The following is a 20,648-nucleotide window of genomic DNA, read 5'->3' as shown; positions in this document are numbered from 1 at the left end:
GAAGGGCCCCGCACTGATGGCGGGGCCCTTCGTCGGATGTGCTGGTTGTCAGATGAGGTAGACGACCGTGGCGGAGATCCCGGTGCGGGATGCACCGGACTGGTGCTGTACCCCGACCTGGCCGCCGGCGGACACGTACGCGGTGCCTGCGTACTGGTCCAGCACGGCCGCGCCGCGAGCGACAGCGGTCGGCCGCATCGCCCCGGGGAGCGCACCGTTGGCGGTGAGGGTGACAGTGCCGACCGGGAACGTGCCCGAGAGCTCGATCTGCACCTGCACGACATTGCCGGCAATCGTGGCCGTGATCGTCCCCGAGCCTGTCGAGGGTGTCAGCGACGCGGTGAAGTGGGACTTTGTCCACTGCCAGGCGGTGCCGTTCCACCACCAGGTGAAGATCGCCGTGTTCGTCGCCCGCGTGACCCGCACCTGCATGGTCGTGGACGTCAGCAGCATGCACTCCACGAGCGCGCCGCCACCGAACAGGTTCCCTTCGCCGTCCTTCACGTCGACGACGGAGCTTGCGAACGCGAGACGGTGCTGCCCGACGGCACGCATGTAGTCGAAGATCTCGCCCACCGTCAGCAGGGCACCACCGGTTACCGGGTTGCTGAGGCGACGGGTCGGGACCACCGGGTGCAGGCGGGCTGCGACCGCGTTCGAGTTCGGTGCCGTCCACGTGACCGCACGGTTCGCGAAGTCGACGGCGTCGTTGTGGTTGGAGAACTCCTCCATGATCACGATGCCGCCGGTCGCCGCCGCCGGGGTGCCGGAGGCGGCGATCGCGTACAGCGAGTACCAGTGCCCACCGGTGTAGCAGATGCCCTCCGCCTCGATGTGGTTCGGCTGGTAGCCGAGCGCGGTGAAGTAATCCCGCATCGTCTCCGCGGTGACGAGACTGTCGGCGAGGACCTCCCCGGACGCGGAGTACAACCGCACCCCCTGGTAGAAGTACGGGTTCGTGATCGGCTCGGGGCTGGTGGAATCCCACCCGCCGCCGACCGATGCGGCGAACATGCCGGGACCGGCGGCGAAGCCTTGTGCCTTCGGGTAGCCGGAGCCGCTGTACATGCCGCCGCCGACCGCACCGCCGTACCGCATCGCGTCGATGTGCATCAGCCCGATCGGGTTGAACGCTTCGTCGTACTGCAGGAACTTGCCCCGCTCGGAGAACTCCGTCCCGCCCAGGTCGGACGTTGCCGCGCCGATCGTCCACACACCATCCCAGAACGTGAAGTCCGACAGGGTGGTGATCGCGAACGTGCCCGCCGGCTGCAGGTCGGTGAGCGTGGTCGGCAGCGCGGTGATGTCCCACCGGGCGAACTCGGTCATCGTCCGGCGTGCGTACAGGAACCGGCGCCCACCCTCCTCACGGATCACGAGCGACTGGTTCGTGACGGTCACGCCGGCGAGACGGAAGCAGCACTGCTTGTAGCTGCCGGTCCCCCAGTCGTACACCGACACGATCCCCGGGGTGGAGATCACGAAGAGCTCCTGCGCGGTCTCGTCAATCGTGAACGCCTGCGGGAACAAGGTCCCCCACGCGGCTTCCGCGGCCGCCCAGTCGGCGTGCTGATAGACGAGGTTGTGTACGACCCGCTTGCGGTAGGCGGCACGCGGATCCGTGCGGGCCTGCGCGTCACGGGTCAGGTACTCCGGCAGGACCGCCTGACCATCCAACGCCGTCTGCAGCGCGGACGCCGTCTGCGAGGGGATGCCCAGCAATGTTGCGACGGCCTGATCGGTCGGGACACCGTTCGTCCCGGGCAGACCCTGAGCGCCCCGGTCGCCCTTCGGGCCCTTCAGGTTCGCGATGGGAACACGTGCCATGGTTCAGCTCACAATCTCGAGGATGCCGGTGCCGGACGATGCCGGATCGTTCGGGTCGCCCGGGTCCTGACCGGGTCCGGGGGCATTGAGGTACCAGCCCTTGTATCCGGGCGGCGGCGGGGCGAGCGAGACGAGCACCGTGTCGGCCGACAGTGGCGTATCCGGGAGCTCCCCGATCGCACCGCCCGGGGCCGGTACGAGCAGCCGGTAGTTGAGCAGGTCGTACGAGGTGTACTCGCCGCCCGGGTTGAGGTACTCGATCGACACCGTGTACCAGGCCTTCGGGATCACCCCGTCGGTCGGCTCCAACAGCACCGAGAACGCCCCGGTCGCGTTCACGGGCGCTTCCACCGGCCGGGATGAGAACAGCCTGTTCCCCTTCACACCGGGCCCAGACGGGAGGAACTTCAGCACCGGCTTGAACGGCGTGAGCGCCTCCAGACCGAAGTCGGACAGGGTGCCCCAGATCGTCGCCATCACGGCCTCCATCTCCTGCCGTGTCGACGGCGATGCGTTGCGTGGTCCCTGCCAGGCGTAGATCACTTCGTCGGTGTCGGGGGTGTCGCCCGAGAACCAGGGACCGTCGTAGGCGCCGGCGAAGATGCCGACCGCGCGATACCAGACATCGCCGGAGCCTTGCGCGCCGCCGTGATAAAGGCGTCCCTGATATGTCGACGTGAGACCGCTGTACTTGTAGCGGTACTCCCGCGCGCCCACCTCGTTCACGAGAGGGGCATACGACTCGGGGAAAGTGACCCAGAGCCCTCGCGCAGACGGGTTCGACAGCACCGATTCCTGGTAGCGGGTTGCGAGAAACGTGCCGTCAGTCGGAAGCGCCGTCCCCAGCACGACGAACGTGTCAGCACTTGCCCGATCGGCGATCAGCCGGACGGGAAACGGCACCCCGTCGACAACCTTCGATGAACGGATCGCGAAGCACCTGCCGGGAATGCTGGGAATCGCGGCAATGGGAACCCCGGTCAGGATCGACGGCGAGTTGTTAGCCGTCCCCGTCCACGAGGGCGTCAGGTCGGGGTCCGGCGACGGGACGCCTGGCGCGAAGAATGGCCGAACGGTCGCGCTCCGCTCCAGAAGAACCTCATCCACGTAGGTGATGAAGTTCGGCTCGGACCCGGAGCCGGCACAGCCCACGCTGTAGATCAGACCGACCGCATCGGCGGGGATGGTCAGGGTGTGCGAGATCTTGTGGACCCCGGGGGTGTTCGGCGCCTGCGGGCCATAGCTCTGGGACACCGCGCCCGCACCGTTCTGCCAGAAGAACATGATGCGGCGCTGGCGCGAACCGCCCGAGTTGTCCGGTGCGGCGTATGCGGCGGGCATCATGATCGTCGCACTCATCGTCACTGTCATGCCGGCGCTCACCCCGGCCGGGAAGGCAGTGAGCGATCCGATGCGGATATCGCCCGCGTTGGAGTTCGTGCCACCCGCGGTGACCTTCATGGAGCGTGCGCCGGACGCCGCCCAGTCCGTCGAAGGAGCGGCAGTTGCGCTCCCGCTGGTGCTCCACGCCGGAGCGGTGGTGGCCTCGAACGAAGGGGTAGGGCACAGGTTGCGCCGCACCTCGACCGTCCCCGCTCCGACGAGCTCAGGGTTCGGGAACAGGTTCGTCACGGGGAGCCCCTTCGGTTCCCACGTGCCCGGCAGCCAATCGGCCATGAGTCCTCCTTGCGCGTATTTACGTTCGTGTGTACGCTCATCGCATGGTCAAGCAGCCGATGGTCGCCCGACAGGTGCGCACCCCCGCGAAGCTCTGGGATGATGCGAAGGCCGCCGCAGAGCAGAACGACGAGACGATCAGCGACGTGATCCGACGAGCGCTCATCCAGTACGTGAAGGAGAACCAGTCGTGAAGACCCGCATCGCCGCTATCGTGGCCGCCGCTGTACTCGTCGTCGGCGGAGGCACCGCCTACGCGCTCACCACGAGCGGGCAGGAACCCGCACCGGTCGAGACGACAGCCACCAGCAGCCCGACTCCGAGCGACGCGCCCTCGTCGGAGCCGCTCGTCGCCGAGACGCCGAGCCCCTCGGCGGAAGAGGACGCCGAGGCCATCGCCGAGGAGAAGTACCTCATCGAGGCACGGTCCCGGCTTGCCGGCCTCGGGGCAGCGACGACCATCCCCGACGCCACCGATGAGCAGCTGCTCGTCGCCGGTGGACAGGCATGTGAGGCCCTGGCAGCCGGGACTGAGATCGACGACGTGTCCGTCGTCGAGGGCGAAGAGCGCGTCCAGGGCAGCTACCTCGACAGCGCCTCTCTCGCGCGGGCTGCCGTCCTGTTCCTCTGCCCCGACCTGCTGGGCAAGTAACCGGATCAGCCTTCGTGCAGGAACCCGTCCGAGCCGACATACACGCAGTTCGCCGGGACCCCCGCCTTCGGGACCTTCGACAGACCCGAGATGCGGACGCCGCCCGGACCGACTGACAGCGTCGGCGACCCGGCCCCTCCATGGATCGCGACGCCCGACGAGTTGAAGACCACGAACCGGCTGCCGTCGTAGACCCCGAGGAACCCTGAGCCGGCGTGCATGAACCGGTCGGAACCGAACCCGATTCGACCACCGGCTGCCGATGGATCAATCGTGATGTTCCCGGCGATGATACGGCCGCTGCCGAGAACGGTGATGTCGCCGGTGAGGTTCAGATCCCCTGACCATGTGACCGTCCCGGTGACCTCGCCGTTGCCGAGGAGCTCCCACGGTCCAGTCCAGCTGAGCTCACCGTCACCGGTCAGGTCGCCATCGATGCGGATGTACCCGGACCCGACGATGTCGATGCCGCCGCCGCCCTCGATCCTGATCCGGCCACCGTCGTACACGCGGATGCCGGCACGACCGATGGAGCCGTTCTGCAGGGTCGCCTTCGCCACACGGCGGAGCTCACGCCACAGCTTCTGGAATTCCTGTCGCATGCCAGCATTTCCGCCGATGTGATCGACGCCCATCACGCGCCTCCTGCCGGCTGGACACTGATCGTCTTCACGTCCGGCCCGGGGACGGACACTGCGACCTTGACGACACGGCGCGTGTGCCACCCGTCCGGAATCCAAGGGTCTCCGTCGAAGTGCAACCGCACCGTGTCTCCCACGTCGACCGGGGAGTCGCCGAGCACGGAGAACTCCCACTGGATCGTGGGTGCCCCGTACATCGTGAGGTCCTGGTTCGCCATCGCAGACAACTGCGCGACGTCCGACACGTTCTTCGCCTGCGTGGTCTTGTCCAGCAGCGGATACGGGGATGCCGTGTTTCGGTTGGAGCGGACCAGCATGTCGACCTCTGATCCCTCGCCCACATAGCGGGCGTTGTTGGTCACCCGCGACGCGTCGCCCGACTCCGAGAACCCCGCCACTTCGGAGAGGTCCGCGGTGACGAAGAACTCGCGTGTCACGCCGGAGGACCATCCGATGTCGGAGCGCATGAGCCAGTCCGAATCGCCGTTCGAGATCCATCGAGGCTGGAAGTAGACGTCCAGGCCCTCGTCGAGGAGGTCCTGGAGAACATCGCCGACCATCTCCACGTGGTAGCCGTAGTAGGTCCGTGCGACCGATCCACTCTGCACGGCCGGCAGGCTGATCGGCAGTCCCATCTCGGGCAGAACAGGCCCTTCGTCGCGGCCTCTGCGGATCACCGCGACCGCATGGTCTCGAAGCGACCCCGTCACGGTCGTCTCCCACTTCTCCACGTTCGGGGCGGTGTGGTCCCACCCGCCACGACGCAGGAACCGGGCCCACACGTCCTCGAGCTGCACGGAAACCGTCGATTGGCCGCGCACGTACTTCGGCGGGTGCGCAACCGTACCCATGTACTCCACGACGCCATCGCGTTCGAGGACGAGCATGCGCGACAGCGGCTGCAGCAGCGAACGCAACTCGGTCTTCGTGAAGGTTCCGTCGAGCGGGACCGCTGCTTGCCCGTCACCCCCCGCTGACAGCAGCCTGGCGTATGAGAACGCGGAGAACGGGATCCGGTCGATCTGCTTGCCCGTGATCGCGTCACACGAGTAGGCCTGCCACAGCGTCATCAGCGATCCTCTCAGACGAACGTGTCAGCGACCTGGATGCGCAGCGTGCGCGCCCCGTTCACTGTGGTGACCACCCCGGGCAACCCGGGCGATACCGTCCACGGCTCGTAGACCGTGATGGCTCCGAAGATGCGCTGACCGGCGACGTACAAGCCGCCTGTGGTGAAGTCGATGGTGTGCGGCACGGCGGCCGTCAGTGGGTGATACACGATCACACGGCGCCCGCCAGGCCCGGTCACGGTGTACCCGGATTCTGCGATGCCGTTGACGATGATCTTCGGCGTCGCCGGGAAGTTCCCGTACTGCACCGCTTCCTCACCCGCCGCGTACTCCCGCACCTCGCCGTACTTGCGGGGGTCGGCCGCCCAGAACTGCAGCTGGTAGGTCGCGAGCAGCCCCCAGCGGTCGCGGACGATGTCGGGTGGCCCGTTGCGTTGAACGCTGGCCCACTGGGAGCCTAGGGCCGTCTCGACGGCGAACTTTGCCGTGCTCCCGTCCGCCAGCAGTCCCGTGAGTCGGAGGATCGCGTGGTCCTGCTCGCTGGGCGAGCTGGTGTAGATCTCGCCGTTGATCGTGATGAGCCGCCCAGACAGGTACCCGGGCGTGGGGAACTGCCCGTGTGCGGCTGGTCGGTCGATCGCTTCCCGACGGGTTTCGACGCCGTCGTCCCAACCGTCGATGCTGGTGATCGTGTAGGGACTGTTCGTGCTGTCGGTGCCATCGAGCGTGACGCCGTGGATCCTTGCCTTCATCAGCTACTCCTGAGCACTGCGCCGAGCCGTTGCGCCGCGGCGTCCGCGACCTGCTCTTCGGACATGCCGGGCAGGGCGGTGATCTGTTGTGTCACCGACACTGTCTCGCCTCCCCCGCCGCCTCGGAGCTCGAGCACCGCGGCGCGGACGGCGGCGCGGATGTCAGCCTGTCGGTCGGATCGCAGCGATGACAGCGGCTGGACGACCTCGCGGCCGCCGGGGTTGTCGCCGATCATCGCGACCATCGGGCCGGAGGTGACTCCACCGGTGGCGAGCTTCGGGAGCGAGACGTGCCCGATGTGCTCGATGTTGACGCCGAAGGCGCCGCCGACGAGGTTGACGCCGTCGATCATGCCGTTGATCAGGTCGATCGCTCCGTTGATGCCGCTTTCGATCCAGCCGATGATGCCGTTCCAGATGTCCTTCACGACCTGCGCGACGCCGTCCCAGAAGTCTGACCAGGCCTCGGAGATCCCGGCCCAGGTGTCGTCCCACCAGGCCACGAAGCCGTCGATGACCTCGCCGATCCAGGTCATGAATCCGCCCCAGATCTCGGTGATCCAGGCGACGACGGTGTCCCAGTTCGCGACGAGCCAGATGATCGCGGCGACGAGGGCGACGATCCCGAGGATGATCCAGGTGATCGGGGAGGCGAGCATGGCGACGTTCGCGGCGATCTGCGCGACCGTCCACGCCCCGGTGGCGAACTGCCAGATCGTGTACGCCGCGGCGATCGCGAGCACACCGCCCGCGACCACCCCGTACACCCACTGGTTGTCCGCCAGCCAGCCGATCACGCTCGTGAACGCCGGCAGAACGGAGTCGATAAGGAAGCCCTGCAGCTCCGTCCACGCGGGAAGCAGCTGCTCTCCGAGCTCCGCCTGCTGCTCCTCGAGCGTCGCGGTCATGATCTTCTGCTGGTTCGCGGCAGAGTCCGACGTCTTCGCGAAGTCGCCCATCGCCGCCGCGCCATCCTTGTTGATGATCGCGAGTGTCGCCGCGGCCTTCTCCTGCGCGGTGAGCTCCTTAGCGCTCTCCTTGCCCGTCGCGGCGAGCGCTTCCTGTTCGACGCGGGCGGCGTTGATGTTGGGGATGAGGGCCTGCAGCGAGTCGTACTCGCCGCGCATGGCGCCGGAGATCTTGTCGAGCACGTCGCTGGTGTCGAGGTTGCGGAACGAGCCGAGGTCGGCGGCCATCTGCAGCACGTCCTGGGACATGCCCGAAGCTTGGTCGCCGGCGAAGCCGAGCTGCTGGAACATGTCTCCGAAGCCGGTCGCGGCATCGAGGGCGGCACCTTGTGAGAGGCCGAGGTTCTGGGCGGCGTTCTGCGACCACTTGTCCATCGCGGCGGTCTGGTCGCCGAAGATCGCCTCGGCGGCGGAGAGCGTCTCGTTCAGGTCTGAGGCCTGGTCGATCGAGCCGGAGATGAAGTCGCCCGCGGCGGCGGCGGCATCCTGGAAGAGGTCTGCGGCGAGGTTGCCGGTGAAGGATGCGAAGAAGCCGTCGAGCTTGCTCGTGGAGTCGTCGAGCTTCTTGTTGAAGCCGTCGACGGCCTTCTTCGCGTTCTCGCTGTCGCCGAGGATGCGGATCAGGAAGTCTCGCGAGTTACCCGCCATGCCCGATCCCCTCTCTGCCGCTCAGCGGCGCCGTGAGTGGCGCCGCTGAGCCTTGCGTTTGGCCTGCTGCTTCTTCTGGTCCGCGACGTGGTCGTCGACGGCCTTCGCGAGCTCGAGCCAATCGCCGTACGTGATGTCCCAGATCCCGGGCGCTGTGTGCCCGGGGAACAGCGTCAGGAAGTTCGCGAGCCTCTTGCGGACTTGGCCTGCGATCCACGGCTCGGATTCTTCGATCGGGTGGCCGCCTTGCGGGGCTCGGCGGGCTCGGCGTCCCGACTCGAAGCCGGGGATGCTGGGTCCGAGGCATCCCCCTCCCCCGACTCGGCGAGCGCCTGTTCGGCGGCGGCGCGGTCGCCTGGTTCCTCGATGAACTCGAGGTCCTCGGTGGAGAGCTCGGCGGTCTGGTCCCAGGTGACGGTCGTGAAGCCGGCGTTGTGGAGGGTGAGCCAGGCGGCCATGGCGATGCTGTACATCGTGGCCTGCGCCTCGCGGAACGTCTTCAGGTCCCAGCCGGTTTCCATCTGCAGCTCGGCGACGAGGCGGATGGGGGCGTTCTTCTGGTTCATCGCGCGGAGCGGTTCGCGGGTGACGCCGCCTGTGAGGTGGTCGGGGAATCGGATCTTCACGGATCAGCCTTTCGAGAGGGTGGTCACGGCGTTGTCGAGGATGGTCTGCACCTTGCGCTGCATGTCCTCGACGCCGTCGTATGCGGGTTCCCAGAAGTACGGCTGCCCCTGCTGGTCCATCCAGCCGAGGGCGCCGAAGATGGGGTGGCGGAAGCGGCGGGCCTGCCAGACCTTTGCCATGTTGTAGCCGTCGTTGCGGGGACCGGTCGTCTTGATCTGGATCGACGAGCGGGTCTTCCCGGAGGTGACGGAGGTCTTGAGGCCGGCGCGGATCTTCGAGCGCAGGTCGTCGACACCACCCTCGCGGGGGTCGCCGGTCTCGTAGGTGTTACGGATCGCGAGGTACGGTTTGCGGCCGTTGCGGGGCACGACGAGTCGCAGCGTCGACCCGGTCTTGTGGATCGACCCGGGCCGGGGCCCGGAGAGGATGCGGCGCTGCTGGGCGATGATGTCAGAGCCGGTGCCGCGCAGGTCCCTCCGTACGTCGGTGGCGAGCTTGGGCGCGACTGCCTTGAGATCGGCGAACAGGGCCCGCAGATCCGGCAGCTCGAACTCGAACTCCGGATCCGTTTTGCCTGCCATCAGAGCACCAGGTCAGCCGACCTGTACACGAGGTAGATCGGCTCCTGTCCCGGAACGAGCGGGTCAAGGCCGACGAAGTCGGACGAGTGGGTGATCACGTCGCCTCCGTTGGACTTGGGCAGGTCGCCCTCGAGCTTGATCTCGGGCACGACGATCTGCACGACAGGGCGCAGTCCGGAGTCGCCGATGTCGCTGGGGCCCTGGAAGGTGAGCACGAGGGCCAGGCCCTTTTGCTCGAGCACCGCCTCGGTGATCAGCGTCGTGTCGTACTCGACCGTGAGGCTGCCGGTGATCTCCGCCAGGCCGACTGCCCCGGGACGCGACCGCTCACCGCGGCCGCCGAGGTTGCGGCCGTTGTCGTCGAGGGCCTGGTCGATCGAGATCGAGGCCTCGCGCACGTTGCCGGCGACGGTGCCACCCGTGGCGAGGGCGGTCGCGGTGGGCATCGTGATCGTGCCGCCGAGTACCAGGCTCGCGTCGACGAAGCTGAACAGTTCGCACCCCTGCGGGTACTTGCCCGCGGACGGCACGTACGGTGTGCTGGTGTCCACAGCACGGCCGCCGATCCACGACGTCGTCATCGTGAGCACGCCCTCGGATGACATCTCGAACTCGATCGACGAGACCTGGCAGCCGGCGAACGTGAACGCATCCACACCGCCCGGAGTGGTCGCCGTGGGAAGCCGCGGCACGCCCTTCTGGATCGTCGCCGAGGGCAGGAAGTCGTCCTTCACGAGTGTGAACACACCCTGGTAGACGCCGGAGTCGGCCTCGACCTCGGTCCACGCGGAAGCGACGCCGAGAGCGAGCTCGAACAGGGCACCGAAGCCCTTTGTCTGCACTTCCTGGGTGATGTCGCCGGCGGCCCCTTCACGCGTGAGGATGCGCTTCTGCGAGCGTGCGACCCGGGTGCCGGGGCGCATGTTCTCGCCCTGGTGGTAGGCGCGGTCGAGGTCGAGGGTCTCCGAGGTGAACTCGAGGAACCTTTCCACCGTGACGGCCGTGCCGTAGGTGGTCTCCTTCTTGAACGCGATCGAGCAGTCAGCCTGAGTGACCATGGTGTGCCCTCCTGGGGTGATGTGTGTGGGCCCGGTCAGGCCGGGCGGGTGATCATGACGCGGGAGACGAACGTGACGGACAGGGCGCAGATGCGACCCCATCCGGCGTTCGATTCGTCGGTGATGCCGTCGGATGCGACCTCGTCGGCGTAGCACCAGAGGACGGTGCCGCCGAGGGTCGCGTCGGTGCGGATGGCGGAGTCGATCTTGTCGAGCAGCTCGTATGCCCGGTCGTGCACTTCGCCCTCGTCGTCGGTGACGCGCTGCACGGTGATTGCGACGTCCTGGCGGATATCGACGTGCTGGCGTCGTTGCATGCCGATCGTGCCGTCGGAGGGCGACACACGCACGCCCATCACCGAGACGGAGTCCTGCCACTGCGGCGGCCACATGAAGCCCATTCCGACGTCGACTTCGGTCTCCTCGGCGAGCGCAGCCTTCGCGGTGTCGAGGATCTTCCTCTTCACGGTTGCGGCGGCTGCGCCCATCGAGGGGTAGACGGTGCTGCTCACGCGAAGCCTCCCGGGCGGACGTAGTCGGCGATCAGCTCGGATACGGCACGGGGCAGGGCGAAGCCTTGCTGCACGTCGAGGTCCTTGTCCGGTCCGCCGGTGTAGCCCGACTGGCGGGGTCCGACGAGGTCCTGCTTCGCGAGGTGGGCGCCGAGCTTGCGTGCGGCGAGCGCGACGTCGGGCGGGCAGGACGCGGCGGCTCGGGCGGTGGCTGTGATCGTGTAGACGCCGGCGGGGAAGGTGCCGTAGACGACACCTGCTCCGAGGTCGACGGCGTCGTACTCGACGGCGTTACCGTCGAGCACGACACCGGTGACGAGATCCACCGGCCACGGCAGGACGAGCCGGGTCACCTCGCGTCGCATCGCGACGGTGTGGGTGAGCGCCTGCCCGTGCCACGGCCCGACCTTCTCTTCGATCTTGGACACCGCCACGAGGGCGTAGTCCTCGAGTTCCTCGTACCGGTCCTCGCCCCACTTCAGCGACTTGGCGATCGCCGCGCCGGTCGTGGGCCACGGGATCGCCATCGCTCAGCCCTTCGCTGCAGCTGCGGCTTTCGCGCGGCCGCCGTTCTTGGGTGCCGGCTTGCCGCCAGCCTCGTGCGAGTCGCCCTGAGCAGCACCCTCGCCGTCGTCCGGGTTGCCCTGCGAAGCGTCCGCGGCCTGGCCGTGCTCTGCGCGGAGGGCGGTGAGCTCCTGCTCGAGTCGGCCGGCGCGGTCTCGTGCTTCGTCGAGTTCGCCAGTCACGGCCTTGAGGTGCCGTTCGAACTCGGCGAGCTCATCGTCCTTGCGGGCGATGGTGGCGTTCGCCTGCTCGAGGTCCTGCTCGTGAGTGCCCTGTCCGCCATCGCCGCTGCGACCCGACTCGGCGGGGACGCCGACGAGCTTGGACCATCTGGCGATCTCGGCGTCGACGAGCTCGACGCCTTCCTCGTCGCCGCGCTGCACGTAGCCGCGGCGCTCGACCTCGAGCGCGGAGAGGCGGTCTGCCGCCTCGGCCTGCTTCGCCGCCGCGGCGCGAGTGGCTGCGGCATCCTTCTTGGTGATGCTCATGATGATCAGCTCCCTGCTGTCTCGTGTCTGCTGGGCATGCTGGGGCCCACCGTGGCGGGCCCCAGCACGATGTGTCAGAAGGTCGGGGCGACCAGACCGGTGCCGGTGATCTTCTGGTGGACGGCCTTCGGCGTGCCCTGGGCGTCGACGACGCGGTCGAAGCACGCGGCGAAGAACCCGAACACGACCAGGTCGATGCCGAGCTTCTTCGCCTGCGTCTGCTCGGCGCGGATGAAGTACGGTGCGGACGGGTCCTCCCACAGGTGCGCCTCGTGCTGCGCGACGACGACGAGGGTGTCCTCGTTCGTGCCGGTGCCGCCGTCGGCGGGGAGGTTGTTGTCCTTCACGACACGGCCACCGTTCGGCAGGAAGCCCGCCACCGGAGAGGCGTACCCGCCGGGCTCGTCGACGGCGAACGTGTTCGTGGGGACACCGACCTGCTGCACGAACGGCTTCTGGTCGGTCGTCTCGCCGTTGAACCACGCCCAGCGGCGGCCGCGCATCAGCGTGAACAGGTCGTCCTCGTCGAGGTCGAGGAGGGTGTCCTCGATCGACGCCGAGGCGCCGAGGATCTTCCGGTACAGCTCTGCCGCGGTCGGGGTGCCGGAGGTGTATGACACCGGGTTGGCGACGGCGAGCAGGCCCCAGCCGGCGCTGTTGATGAGCATGTCGTCGAGCTTGGTGTTGTACGACTTGAAGAGGTCCTCGAGCACGATGTCCTCAGTGCCGTTGCCGCGCATCGACGCCTGCGCCGAGATCGTCTGCGAAGCTGCGGCCGTGCGCACCTTCACCGAGATCAGCTCGTCGTCGTAGTCGCTCTCGGCCACCGTGTCGAGCTCGTTCACCTGCTCACCGGCGGTGGTCGATGCGATCTGCCGGGGGATGTACACGGTCATGCCCGTGTCCGGCAGGTCGTGGTGGCGGCACATGTCGGCGAACTTGCGGCCCGGGTTGCCCTTCGGCGCGTAGAGGTCGACGAGGTACTGCGGGATGATCGTGCCGGGCGCGCCCGACGTCGTCACCGCACGCTCGACGGCCTCGCCGCGAAGGGTCCGCTCTTCGCGGAGGTGCGAGGAGAGGCGGGTGCCGGCCTCGCGGTCGCCGCGGAAGTCGGCGACGACGTCACCGAGGAACCGCATACCGCGCGGGTCGTTCTCACGCGAGTAGGTGCGCGGCTCGTTCACGGTCACCGTGGCGTTACGCTGCTCCGGCTCGCCAGCGCCAGCGGCGGCACCGGTGGGATTGCTGCGCTGCGCGAGACGGGCGATGGCGTCGTCGGCCTTCTTCTCGTCCTCGAGCTGGCGCATCTCCTCGTCGAAGGAGACGAGCTCGGCATCGATCTTCGCCTTGCCGGCGCGGAGCTCCTCGACGCGGGCCTTGTCCGCATCAGTGGGGTTGTCCTTGCCCCGCAGCGTCTCGAGCTCGCTCGAGTACTCGTTGCGCATCGAGATGCGCGCGTTCATCTTCTCGCGCAGCTGCGCGATCAGCTTGTCGAAGTCCATGACCTGTGGTCCTTTCGATGGTGCCCCTCAGGGGCGACGGTGTTGTGTGAGGGGTGCCAGTCGACGCAGTCCAGTCGGCCGCCTCGGGCACGTGGCGCGGGCGGGCTCGAGCAGCTCGTGCGAGCAGCAGAGTCGCTCACCGGAAGGTGAGCAGTCGCGTGTCGTCGGCGCGGATGCCGAGATCGAGACGCGGGGTCTGGGGACCGGCCTGCTCACGCAGGTCGGTGAGGCCGCCGGTGTGCGGGTTCGCGCCGTAGCCGACGATCGCGACGTCGCCGCGGTGGATGTCGTACCGCTCGATGCGGTACTCGGTCCAATCGGGCGACCAACGGCCGACCTCGATGCGGAACATGAACGACATCTCGTCGATCAGCTCTGCACGGATCTTCGGGGCGATGTAGGCGACGTCGCTGTCTCGCGGGTCGAGCTGAGGCGCGTCGACGTGCAGGCCGGTGTCGTCCTCCGAGAGGGTCAGCGAGCCGTTCGTCGTGCGTGCCATGCGCCGCAGCGACTGGTGCTGCAGCACCAGCGGCACGTCGAGGTCGGCCCGGTTCAGGGAGACCTCACCGGCGCCGGCGGAGACGACCTCCATGTACGGGCCGGCCCAGTCCCACATCTCGTAAGCGCGCTCGTACACCGAGGCGTAGCCGGTGAAGTGCAGCGGGCTGTCGTCGGCGTCGCCGGTGGCACGCAACTGCATCTGCACGCCGGGCACAAGCACGGATGCTCGGGTGCCCTGCGGCTCGGCGCTGCGGCGCTGACGGGGGCGATCGGCCCGGCGGGCGTCGCCCTGCGCACGGGCGTGCGCGGCGTGTTCCAGCAGTTCGGGGTTCATGATCACTCCATCGAGGGGAAGGCGTCGGTGAGGTCTGCTCCGGCGCGGTTGGCGATCGCACGTGCTTCGTCGGCGGTGATGACCTTGCCGACACCGAGATAGATCTTCTGGATCAGCTCGGCAACAGCGCGAGCTTCCTCGGGGCTGCCTGCAGCAGGGGCCGTCGCGGACTGTTTGGTCGGGTTGCGGGTCCCGAACAAGCGATCGAACTCGGCGTACTGCTCGTCTGTGAATGGCTCGCGATCCTCCAGGGCCCGCGCCTCGGTCGGTGTGAGCTGGCGGGAATCGATCTGGCTCTTGAACAGATCAGCCCGTGTCTTCGCATCCATCGCGAGCACAGCGGACCGGTTCAGCTTGGCGAACCGTCCAGTCGGAAGGATGCGAGTGGAGATCACGTCTTCGCGCCGCTTGACCGATCCGCCCATGTTCATCACGAGCAGCTGCAGGTTGCGCTGCGTGATGTTCGCGTAGGTGACGTTTCCGGTCGACGACTGCACATCGACCACGTCACCGGGCACGCCGAAGAAGCGCGTCAGCGCGACGTCGGTGTATTGCATCTGCTCGATGAACCCGGACTCTGCGGCCTTCGCGGCCAGCGGGTTGTATGTCCAGTCCTTGCCGGACACGAACGGCTCCCCCGCCGCTGTCGACTCGAGGAACTGCTGCTTGATGCGCAGCGCCGCCGCCGGATCAGGAATCAGCTGTTCAGTGTTCTTCAGGTGGGCGGACGGCGTCGCGCCGTTCGCGAACCAGTCGGTCGCGAATCGTTGAGCGCCAGCGGAACCAGCGATCGACAGGGCAGCGTGCGCGATCGGCGATAGCCCGAGCGGGAAGCCTGCGATCGTGAACTGCCGTTCATGCCACACAAAGCGCGGATCGGTCTTCTCCCCGGCGATCCGGTACTGCACGATCCGGCCATCGCGGATCGTGCACGAGACGTCCTCGATCTTGACGAGATCAATCTGTGCCGGCTTGCCAAGCCCATCGGTCGCACGGATCACTCCGAAGGCGTTGCCGTGGGCGTCGAGATCCATCTGCGACGTGCCCAGCCATTCGCCGATAGTCATCGGCTGGCCGTCCGCCCATGCCGTGGGCAGCTGCAACACAGGAGGTGCCTCCACCGAGACGTTGCGCTGTCCGACCTTGCGGAACACGTCCACGGGCATCAGGGAGACCAGATCGGCCCGCAGGCGCTGCGCGGCCCAGACGACCGACTGCTGCCGTGCTGCGGTCGAGGTGACCTCGGTGCCGCGGGCTCGTGCGCGACGGGCGGGAAGGATCAGCTGCTGGGAGCTGGCACGGGCTCGAAAGAGGCTCACCTCGGCTCCTTCCCTCGGCCGGCCGCACGCCGATCGATCAGCCATGACAGTGCGAGCAGGCCGACACCAGCCACGCCGAGCCCTCCAGCGATCGTGAACGTGCCCACGAACGCGGCGAGCGCGGCGATGACGAGCAGCGCGCCAAGGAGGTCGAGGAGGGTTGTGAGATTCACCGTTCCTCCTCTGGTTCGATCTGGGCGCCGAGCACTGATGCGGTGGGGTCGTACTCGACGGGTGCGCGGGTGACGAGGCCGTGGCGGGCCAGCGCTACCGCGTACAGCGCCGTGATGTCCTTGAGTGACTTGCCTCGGCCGAAGCGGCGGGAGTCGCCGGAGTTGACCCAGGCGGCCTCCTTGGCGGCCTCCAGCAGCTCAGGGTCGCCGCCGTGGCGGACGTTGGTCTGCACGACGTCGTCGTACAGACCACCGCACGCGGCGTTCACTTCGCGCATTGGCAGCAGCACCACTTCGAATCCGGCCTGCTCAAGGTCGGTCTGCAGAGATGCCGCAGGGCCGGAACCGTCGAGGATGACCAGATTGCCGCCGAACGCTTCGCGCAGGGACTGCATCGCGCCGACCGACCACGCGGTGCCGCCGTCCTGCTTGGCGACTTCGAGCCAGGCGCGAGCGCCCGGCGTGGGGCCGGCGAGCGCGATAGATGTGAGCGCGCGGTCGGGCGACACGTCAAGTCCGTAGACGGGCGTGCCGTCCCAGTCGATCGCGTCGGCGTCGAGCTCCTGCGTGTCGATCCAGGACTGCTGCGGGATGATCCATTCGCGGCGCTTGGCTTGCGGCCACCAGCCGAGGTAGGCGCGGTCGAACTCCTCCGGGGCCGCTTCGAAGCCCTCGAGCGCGGCCTGCACGTCCTCCTCGTCGATGAGCCCGCCGTTCAGACCCGGGTGGTAGGTCCACCACGTGAGCGGGTCGGCGCGATCCGCATCCCGAGGGGCGGCGAACTCGACGAACATGGTGCGTGAGCGGGTCGGGCCGAGGTAGCCGTGCTGCTCGGTGAGCGACAGGAACCGGGCGTGCTCGCTCTCTCGCTTCTGGGCGAGGTACAGCGACGACTCGTCGCCAGCCGCCGAGGCGACCAGCAGCTGCCCCTTCTTGGTCTGCAGCGCCGGGCGCATGGCCTGCTCGACGCGGGCGTCCTCGTGAGCGAACGCCTCGTCGATTGCACCCTTGTCGAGGGGCGGACCGTGACCCGAGTCGGCCTTGACGGCATCCGTCTCCCACCGGGACTTCGTGACGAAGCGGATGTGCTCAGAACCCGACCGTGCCGACCATCCGGGGGTGCCGCGCTTCGCGCTGCCGACCCGGTGGTCGAGCAGCGGATTCAACGCAGAGTCGCGGATCGGCTGGTAGAAGTCGAACTCGAGGCGCTGCAGCCCCATCTTCTGGTTCTGCGCCGTGTAGCGCACTAGTGCGCTCTCGGTGAAGAGGCAGGTCTCGGTGAGGTCGGCTCGCACGAAGGTCGTCTTGCCGATCTGCCGCAGACCGATCAGCACGAGCGTGCGGTACCAGTAGCCGCCCGTCTTCGGGTCGACCTCTCCCCATACCTCGGCGAGCTCACGCTGCCACGGAATGTACGGCGTGCCGAGCGCCTTGGCAACGTTCAGCTTGCGGCGAGCGCGAGTCTCACGGTTCGGATTGCGGGGCGTGTGGAAGAGCGGGATCAGCTCGGGCTTAGTGGTCGCCATCGCCGGACGCTCCGAGCGCGTCGAGCAGCGCCTCGGCACCGCCGGCTATCGTGCCGTCGGTCGGTCCGACCGAGCGCAGAAGCTTCATCCACTCCTGGGCGCGCAGCTGCATCGGCGAGAGCAGGTCGAGGCGGTCGACGGTCGGGGCCTGGTCGATCACCCTCGCGTTGAGGCGCAGGATCGCGGCGGCGGTGCGCTTCCACGGCGGCTCACCGACGAGGGCCTTCAGATCCTTGCGGACGGCCTTCTCGACGCGGCCAGCCGGCGCCTGCATGTCGATCGTCGGGACCGGTGCGTCAGGGTCGATGTTGATCGCGATCGACGCGACCTGCTCCCGCTCGGTGTCGACCGCGGCCGCGCGGGCTCGGTGGTCGCGCACCCGGTCGCGGTTCGCGGCCCGGCACGGTTCGCACTTGCAGCCGCGGCGGTAGCGGGCGAGGGTTCCGTGCTCGAGCTGCTCGAGGGGAGTGCGAGGACGACTCACGTTGGCCTCCTCCGTATCCGGTCACGCCTGTGCCCGGTTACTCGGGAGATTCGGTGCGTGAGAAAAAATGAAGATGCGCGGGTCTTGTCGCAACCCGGTATCTCAAAAACGCGAAGCGATCAGGACTTCTCGCCAGCCCGGTGCTCATCGATCGAGCACCGACGCGGACCTCTTTGCCCTTGTCGGAGCCGCGGCCGCCTTCGCTCTTCCAACCCGGGCGACCAGGCGTAGCAGGCCAGCACGATGCTCCTTGCGGAGGCGGTTGGACTTGCGCACGTTGCAGCCGAGGTGGGCCGGCCGAAGGTTCGCCGGGTCGAAGGGTGCGCCGCCGTACTGCAGCTCGATGATGTGGTCGAGGCTGGGGCCGAGAGGGTGGCGGTGGCGGAGGCCGAAGATGATCTCGCGGGACGGTGCTGCGCACTCCTCGATCTCGCACAGCGCACCAGGCCGGACGAGCAGCTTCACCAGCTGTCGCCACTGGTGGGTGTTGTAGATCTCGGCGGACATCCGACCCTCCGACCAGGAGCATGGTGACGGCCGGCACCCGTGCGCCTCGCATCGCCGAGCACCGGCCGCCACCCCGATACGCCGAGAGCCCCACCCGAATGGGTGAGGCTCTGGGTAGAAGTATCGTGCGAGGCACAGCCTAGCATCGACCGCGCTACTCCCGTGACGACGAATATTCCGGCGTGTCTTTCTTGGGCCCGAATCGGGTTGCCTCGCCGCGTGCTGCCATCTCGGCGGCGACCCGATCTACCTGGGAGGCATAGAGCATCAGCATGATCGAACCGCGTGGCCCTCGAGCACGCATCGCGACGGGCAGGTCACCCATGGCGACCCACTTGCGCACGGTGCCGGGCTTGACACCGACGCGAGCCGCAGCCTCCTTCACGCTCAGCGTCGGGTCGTACCACTCCCGCACAGGCTGCGCCGACTCCTCGCGGTCGGGCTCGGCGTCGACGTCGGGATGCACATGACGGTCGCGTCGTTCCGCTCCCCATCGGTGCGCGGCGTCTGCGATCGACCAGGCCGGCCGCTCCCCCGCCTCCTCCGGATGCAACACGGTGATGGCTTCGGCTAGGTGCAATGCTCGGGCCGGGTCGGCTGTCAGCTGTTCGAGATGGCCGATGATTGCCCTCGAGTACTCCAGAGCAAGCCGGTAGGCCGTGACGGCGCCCATGCCGGAGAACCGGGAATGGAACGGCAACCCTGCGGCCACGCTGTGCGCCCAGTCTCGGAGGTTCGCGAGGATGGTGTCGGCGGCGTCGAGTAGGTCCGGACCCACTGGGGCGACGGCTTCGACGGGGCGAGATGAGATCTTCACCGGGGCGATCTGCATTGCCTTCGACGGGTCCGACAGTGACCGCACCCGACCGAGCAGGTCGGGAACATCGCGGAGCAGGGCCCCCATCCGTCCGAAGCACCGAGAGCAGATCGCTGAGTCGGTGTGTGCCGGCGACGGTGCACACCCTCGGCAGCTCGCGTCGGACGATTCGACGCCGTAGTCGATGCAGGTTGCGAAGTGCACGCCGCGCAGGGTGCAGCCCAATACACACAGCCCGTCGCGCACCTTCTCCGCGATCTCGACTCGATCAGAACGTGTCACTGCCCAGGTCCTCCCACTGCATCGCCTGCGATTCCTCGAAGAGCACCAGCTCCTCCATGTACTTCTCGTTGGCCAGCCACGTCTTGCGGGTATCGGCGGCTAGGCCGCAAGGTCCGCACTCTTCGAATGTTCCGTTGGGGTGATCCGGGCATCCTCGCGGTGGAGCGTCCAACAGGCGAGGGCGTCGCGGTGGCTTCCGAGGTCGCGGTTTCGAGTACTCCAGCGCCCAGCGTCCCGATGACTCCAGCCGCTCGGCCTCTGCACGCGCCCTCGCACGCTCTCGCGCCTGCTCGTGCACCCTCTCTCGCTCCCCCTCTCTTTCTCTCTCTCCCAAGCCGATGAAAATGGGCCCCGTCGAGGGCGGCCCCGAGAAGGCTCCAGATGGGGCGAGAGCAGGCGGGTGTGCGGCGCGCCCAGTTCGGGGCAGACCGAGCCATTCGCGGCCGTCCTGCGCCCATGTGACGACGTGCCCGGCGTCCTCTAGGACGAGCACGTCGCGCTCGATGCGGTCGACCGCCCAACCGAGCGGCATCCCGTCGAGCAGCTGCTTCGCGATCCACTCGACGTCCAACGGAATCCGTGACTGCTCCCCCACCAGTACCTGCAGACCGAGCAAGGTCTGCGCAGCCGACGCGGGCACGGCGGCGAGCGCTCTGGATGCGGGTGAGGGCTCGGAGCCAGGTTGGGGTTGCTGGTGGGTTCTCACCAAGGGAGTTACCTTCTCTCAGGCAGGCTTCGAAGACCTCGCTACGGGCGAGGATGAGGTCTTCGGGGTCGACGGTGTAGCAGTCGGTCCATCCGGCGCCGCGCGGGATGACGCGGGATGCGTCGCGGCGGTTGGTGAACGCGGGTTCGAAGAGGCTGTCGAGGGCGCGGCGGCCTGCGGTCTCCCACGACTTGTCGACGTCGCGGAACTCTTCGAGGTGGATGCCGCCGGCGCCGAGCAGCTCTCGCAGTCGGGTGCTGCTCGTATGGAAGCCGATCTTGAGGACGCGGTGGGCCGGGTAGTAGATCAGGTACACGCGGCCGTACTTGAGCGTGCGGGAAGGGTCGCGGACGCATTGGCGGCAGGAGAGGGCGCGGCCGGCGCGGAGGGCGCGGCCCTCCTCGATTGTGCGCCGACCGCAGTCGCAGACAC

The 20,648-nt window shown here is 67.9% G+C and carries 23 protein-coding genes; 2 read left to right on the top strand and 21 right to left on the bottom strand.

The window, feature by feature from the left end; all coding sequences use genetic code 11:
• Nucleotides 1-48: 48 nt before the first annotated feature.
• Both RIN43_RS13720 and RIN43_RS13715 read right to left on the bottom strand, forming a co-directional pair.
• Nucleotides 49-1,827, bottom strand: coding sequence for a hypothetical protein (locus RIN43_RS13720; protein WP_309129488.1), 1,779 nt, complete (start codon nucleotides 1,825-1,827; stop codon nucleotides 49-51).
• 3 nt (nucleotides 1,828-1,830) lie between these two features.
• Nucleotides 1,831-3,504 carry a hypothetical protein gene (locus RIN43_RS13715; RefSeq protein ID WP_309129487.1) on the bottom strand — a complete coding sequence of 558 codons (1,674 nt, stop codon included), beginning with the start codon at nucleotides 3,502-3,504 and terminating at the stop codon, nucleotides 1,831-1,833.
• 44 nt (nucleotides 3,505-3,548) lie between these two features.
• Here RIN43_RS13715 and RIN43_RS13710 point away from each other — a divergent pair, with 44 nt between their 5' ends.
• Both RIN43_RS13710 and RIN43_RS13705 read left to right on the top strand, forming a co-directional pair.
• Nucleotides 3,549-3,698, top strand: a complete 150-nt coding sequence (locus tag RIN43_RS13710; RefSeq protein ID WP_309129486.1) for a hypothetical protein — start codon at nucleotides 3,549-3,551, stop codon at nucleotides 3,696-3,698.
• Nucleotides 3,695-4,156 carry a DUF732 domain-containing protein gene (locus tag RIN43_RS13705; protein ID WP_309129485.1) on the top strand — a complete coding sequence of 154 codons (462 nt, stop codon included), beginning with the start codon at nucleotides 3,695-3,697 and terminating at the stop codon, nucleotides 4,154-4,156. The genes RIN43_RS13710 and RIN43_RS13705 overlap by 4 nt, the downstream gene beginning before the upstream one ends.
• A 5-nt stretch (nucleotides 4,157-4,161) precedes the next feature.
• On the opposite strand, the gene RIN43_RS13700 is transcribed toward RIN43_RS13705, so the two are convergent.
• From RIN43_RS13700 to RIN43_RS13610, 19 genes are all read right to left on the bottom strand, one after another.
• Nucleotides 4,162-4,758 carry a hypothetical protein gene (locus tag RIN43_RS13700; protein WP_309129484.1) on the bottom strand — a complete coding sequence of 199 codons (597 nt, stop codon included), beginning with the start codon at nucleotides 4,756-4,758 and terminating at the stop codon, nucleotides 4,162-4,164.
• Nucleotides 4,759-4,790: 32 nt separating this feature from the next.
• The gene (locus tag RIN43_RS13695) at nucleotides 4,791-5,867 is read right to left on the bottom strand and encodes a hypothetical protein (RefSeq protein ID WP_309129483.1); all 1,077 of its coding nucleotides are present in this window, start codon (nucleotides 5,865-5,867) and stop codon (nucleotides 4,791-4,793) included.
• A gap of 11 nt (nucleotides 5,868-5,878) precedes the next feature.
• Entirely contained in the window at nucleotides 5,879-6,619 is a 741-nt protein-coding gene (locus RIN43_RS13690; RefSeq protein ID WP_309129482.1) for a hypothetical protein, read from the bottom strand.
• The gene (locus RIN43_RS13685; protein ID WP_309129481.1) at nucleotides 6,619-8,235 is read right to left on the bottom strand and encodes a hypothetical protein; all 1,617 of its coding nucleotides are present in this window, start codon (nucleotides 8,233-8,235) and stop codon (nucleotides 6,619-6,621) included. Before RIN43_RS13685 ends, RIN43_RS13690 begins: the two co-directional genes overlap by 1 nt.
• Nucleotides 8,236-8,408: 173 nt before the next feature.
• A complete protein-coding gene (locus tag RIN43_RS13680) occupies nucleotides 8,409-8,861 on the bottom strand; it encodes a hypothetical protein (RefSeq protein WP_309129480.1) in 453 nt (150 codons plus the stop codon).
• A 3-nt stretch (nucleotides 8,862-8,864) separates the two neighbouring features.
• Nucleotides 8,865-9,443, bottom strand: coding sequence for a hypothetical protein (locus tag RIN43_RS13675; RefSeq protein ID WP_309129479.1), 579 nt, complete (start codon nucleotides 9,441-9,443; stop codon nucleotides 8,865-8,867).
• Nucleotides 9,443-10,501, bottom strand: coding sequence for a phage tail tube protein (locus RIN43_RS13670; protein ID WP_309129478.1), 1,059 nt, complete (start codon nucleotides 10,499-10,501; stop codon nucleotides 9,443-9,445). Before RIN43_RS13670 ends, RIN43_RS13675 begins: the two co-directional genes overlap by 1 nt.
• A gap of 35 nt (nucleotides 10,502-10,536) precedes the next feature.
• Complete coding sequence (locus RIN43_RS13665) at nucleotides 10,537-11,013, bottom strand: hypothetical protein (RefSeq protein WP_309129477.1); 477 nt, start codon at nucleotides 11,011-11,013, stop codon at nucleotides 10,537-10,539.
• Complete coding sequence (locus RIN43_RS13660) at nucleotides 11,010-11,540, bottom strand: hypothetical protein (RefSeq protein ID WP_309129476.1); 531 nt, start codon at nucleotides 11,538-11,540, stop codon at nucleotides 11,010-11,012. Before RIN43_RS13660 ends, RIN43_RS13665 begins: the two co-directional genes overlap by 4 nt.
• A 3-nt stretch (nucleotides 11,541-11,543) precedes the next feature.
• Entirely contained in the window at nucleotides 11,544-12,065 is a 522-nt protein-coding gene (locus RIN43_RS13655) for a hypothetical protein (RefSeq protein ID WP_309129475.1), read from the bottom strand.
• A gap of 74 nt (nucleotides 12,066-12,139) precedes the next feature.
• A complete protein-coding gene (locus tag RIN43_RS13650; RefSeq protein WP_309129474.1) occupies nucleotides 12,140-13,567 on the bottom strand; it encodes a hypothetical protein in 1,428 nt (475 codons plus the stop codon).
• A gap of 136 nt (nucleotides 13,568-13,703) precedes the next feature.
• The gene (locus RIN43_RS13645) at nucleotides 13,704-14,402 is read right to left on the bottom strand and encodes an HK97 family phage prohead protease (RefSeq protein ID WP_309129473.1); all 699 of its coding nucleotides are present in this window, start codon (nucleotides 14,400-14,402) and stop codon (nucleotides 13,704-13,706) included.
• 2 nt (nucleotides 14,403-14,404) lie between these two features.
• Nucleotides 14,405-15,721 carry a phage portal protein gene (locus tag RIN43_RS13640; RefSeq protein WP_309129472.1) on the bottom strand — a complete coding sequence of 439 codons (1,317 nt, stop codon included), beginning with the start codon at nucleotides 15,719-15,721 and terminating at the stop codon, nucleotides 14,405-14,407.
• Nucleotides 15,718-15,894, bottom strand: coding sequence for a hypothetical protein (locus tag RIN43_RS13635; RefSeq protein ID WP_309129471.1), 177 nt, complete (start codon nucleotides 15,892-15,894; stop codon nucleotides 15,718-15,720). Before RIN43_RS13635 ends, RIN43_RS13640 begins: the two co-directional genes overlap by 4 nt.
• Nucleotides 15,891-17,420 carry a hypothetical protein gene (locus RIN43_RS13630; RefSeq protein WP_309129470.1) on the bottom strand — a complete coding sequence of 510 codons (1,530 nt, stop codon included), beginning with the start codon at nucleotides 17,418-17,420 and terminating at the stop codon, nucleotides 15,891-15,893. The genes RIN43_RS13635 and RIN43_RS13630 overlap by 4 nt, the downstream gene beginning before the upstream one ends.
• Nucleotides 17,407-17,904 carry a hypothetical protein gene (locus RIN43_RS13625; RefSeq protein WP_309129469.1) on the bottom strand — a complete coding sequence of 166 codons (498 nt, stop codon included), beginning with the start codon at nucleotides 17,902-17,904 and terminating at the stop codon, nucleotides 17,407-17,409. Before RIN43_RS13625 ends, RIN43_RS13630 begins: the two co-directional genes overlap by 14 nt.
• Before the next feature lie 144 nt (nucleotides 17,905-18,048).
• Entirely contained in the window at nucleotides 18,049-18,411 is a 363-nt protein-coding gene (locus tag RIN43_RS13620; protein WP_309129468.1) for a hypothetical protein, read from the bottom strand.
• A gap of 154 nt (nucleotides 18,412-18,565) precedes the next feature.
• On the bottom strand, nucleotides 18,566-19,228 hold the full coding sequence (locus tag RIN43_RS13615) for a helix-turn-helix domain-containing protein (RefSeq protein WP_309129467.1): 663 nt from the start codon (nucleotides 19,226-19,228) through the stop codon (nucleotides 18,566-18,568).
• A 268-nt stretch (nucleotides 19,229-19,496) separates the two neighbouring features.
• The gene (locus RIN43_RS13610; RefSeq protein WP_309129466.1) at nucleotides 19,497-20,219 is read right to left on the bottom strand and encodes a hypothetical protein; all 723 of its coding nucleotides are present in this window, start codon (nucleotides 20,217-20,219) and stop codon (nucleotides 19,497-19,499) included.
• Between the last annotated feature and the right edge of the window lie 429 nt (nucleotides 20,220-20,648).

It is taken from the genome of Microbacterium sp., assembly GCF_031178445.1.
Classification (GTDB): Bacteria; Actinomycetota; Actinomycetes; order Actinomycetales; family Microbacteriaceae; genus Microbacterium.
Note: the sequence above shows the minus strand (reverse complement) of the source record. Positions and strands in the feature narration are given on the sequence as shown.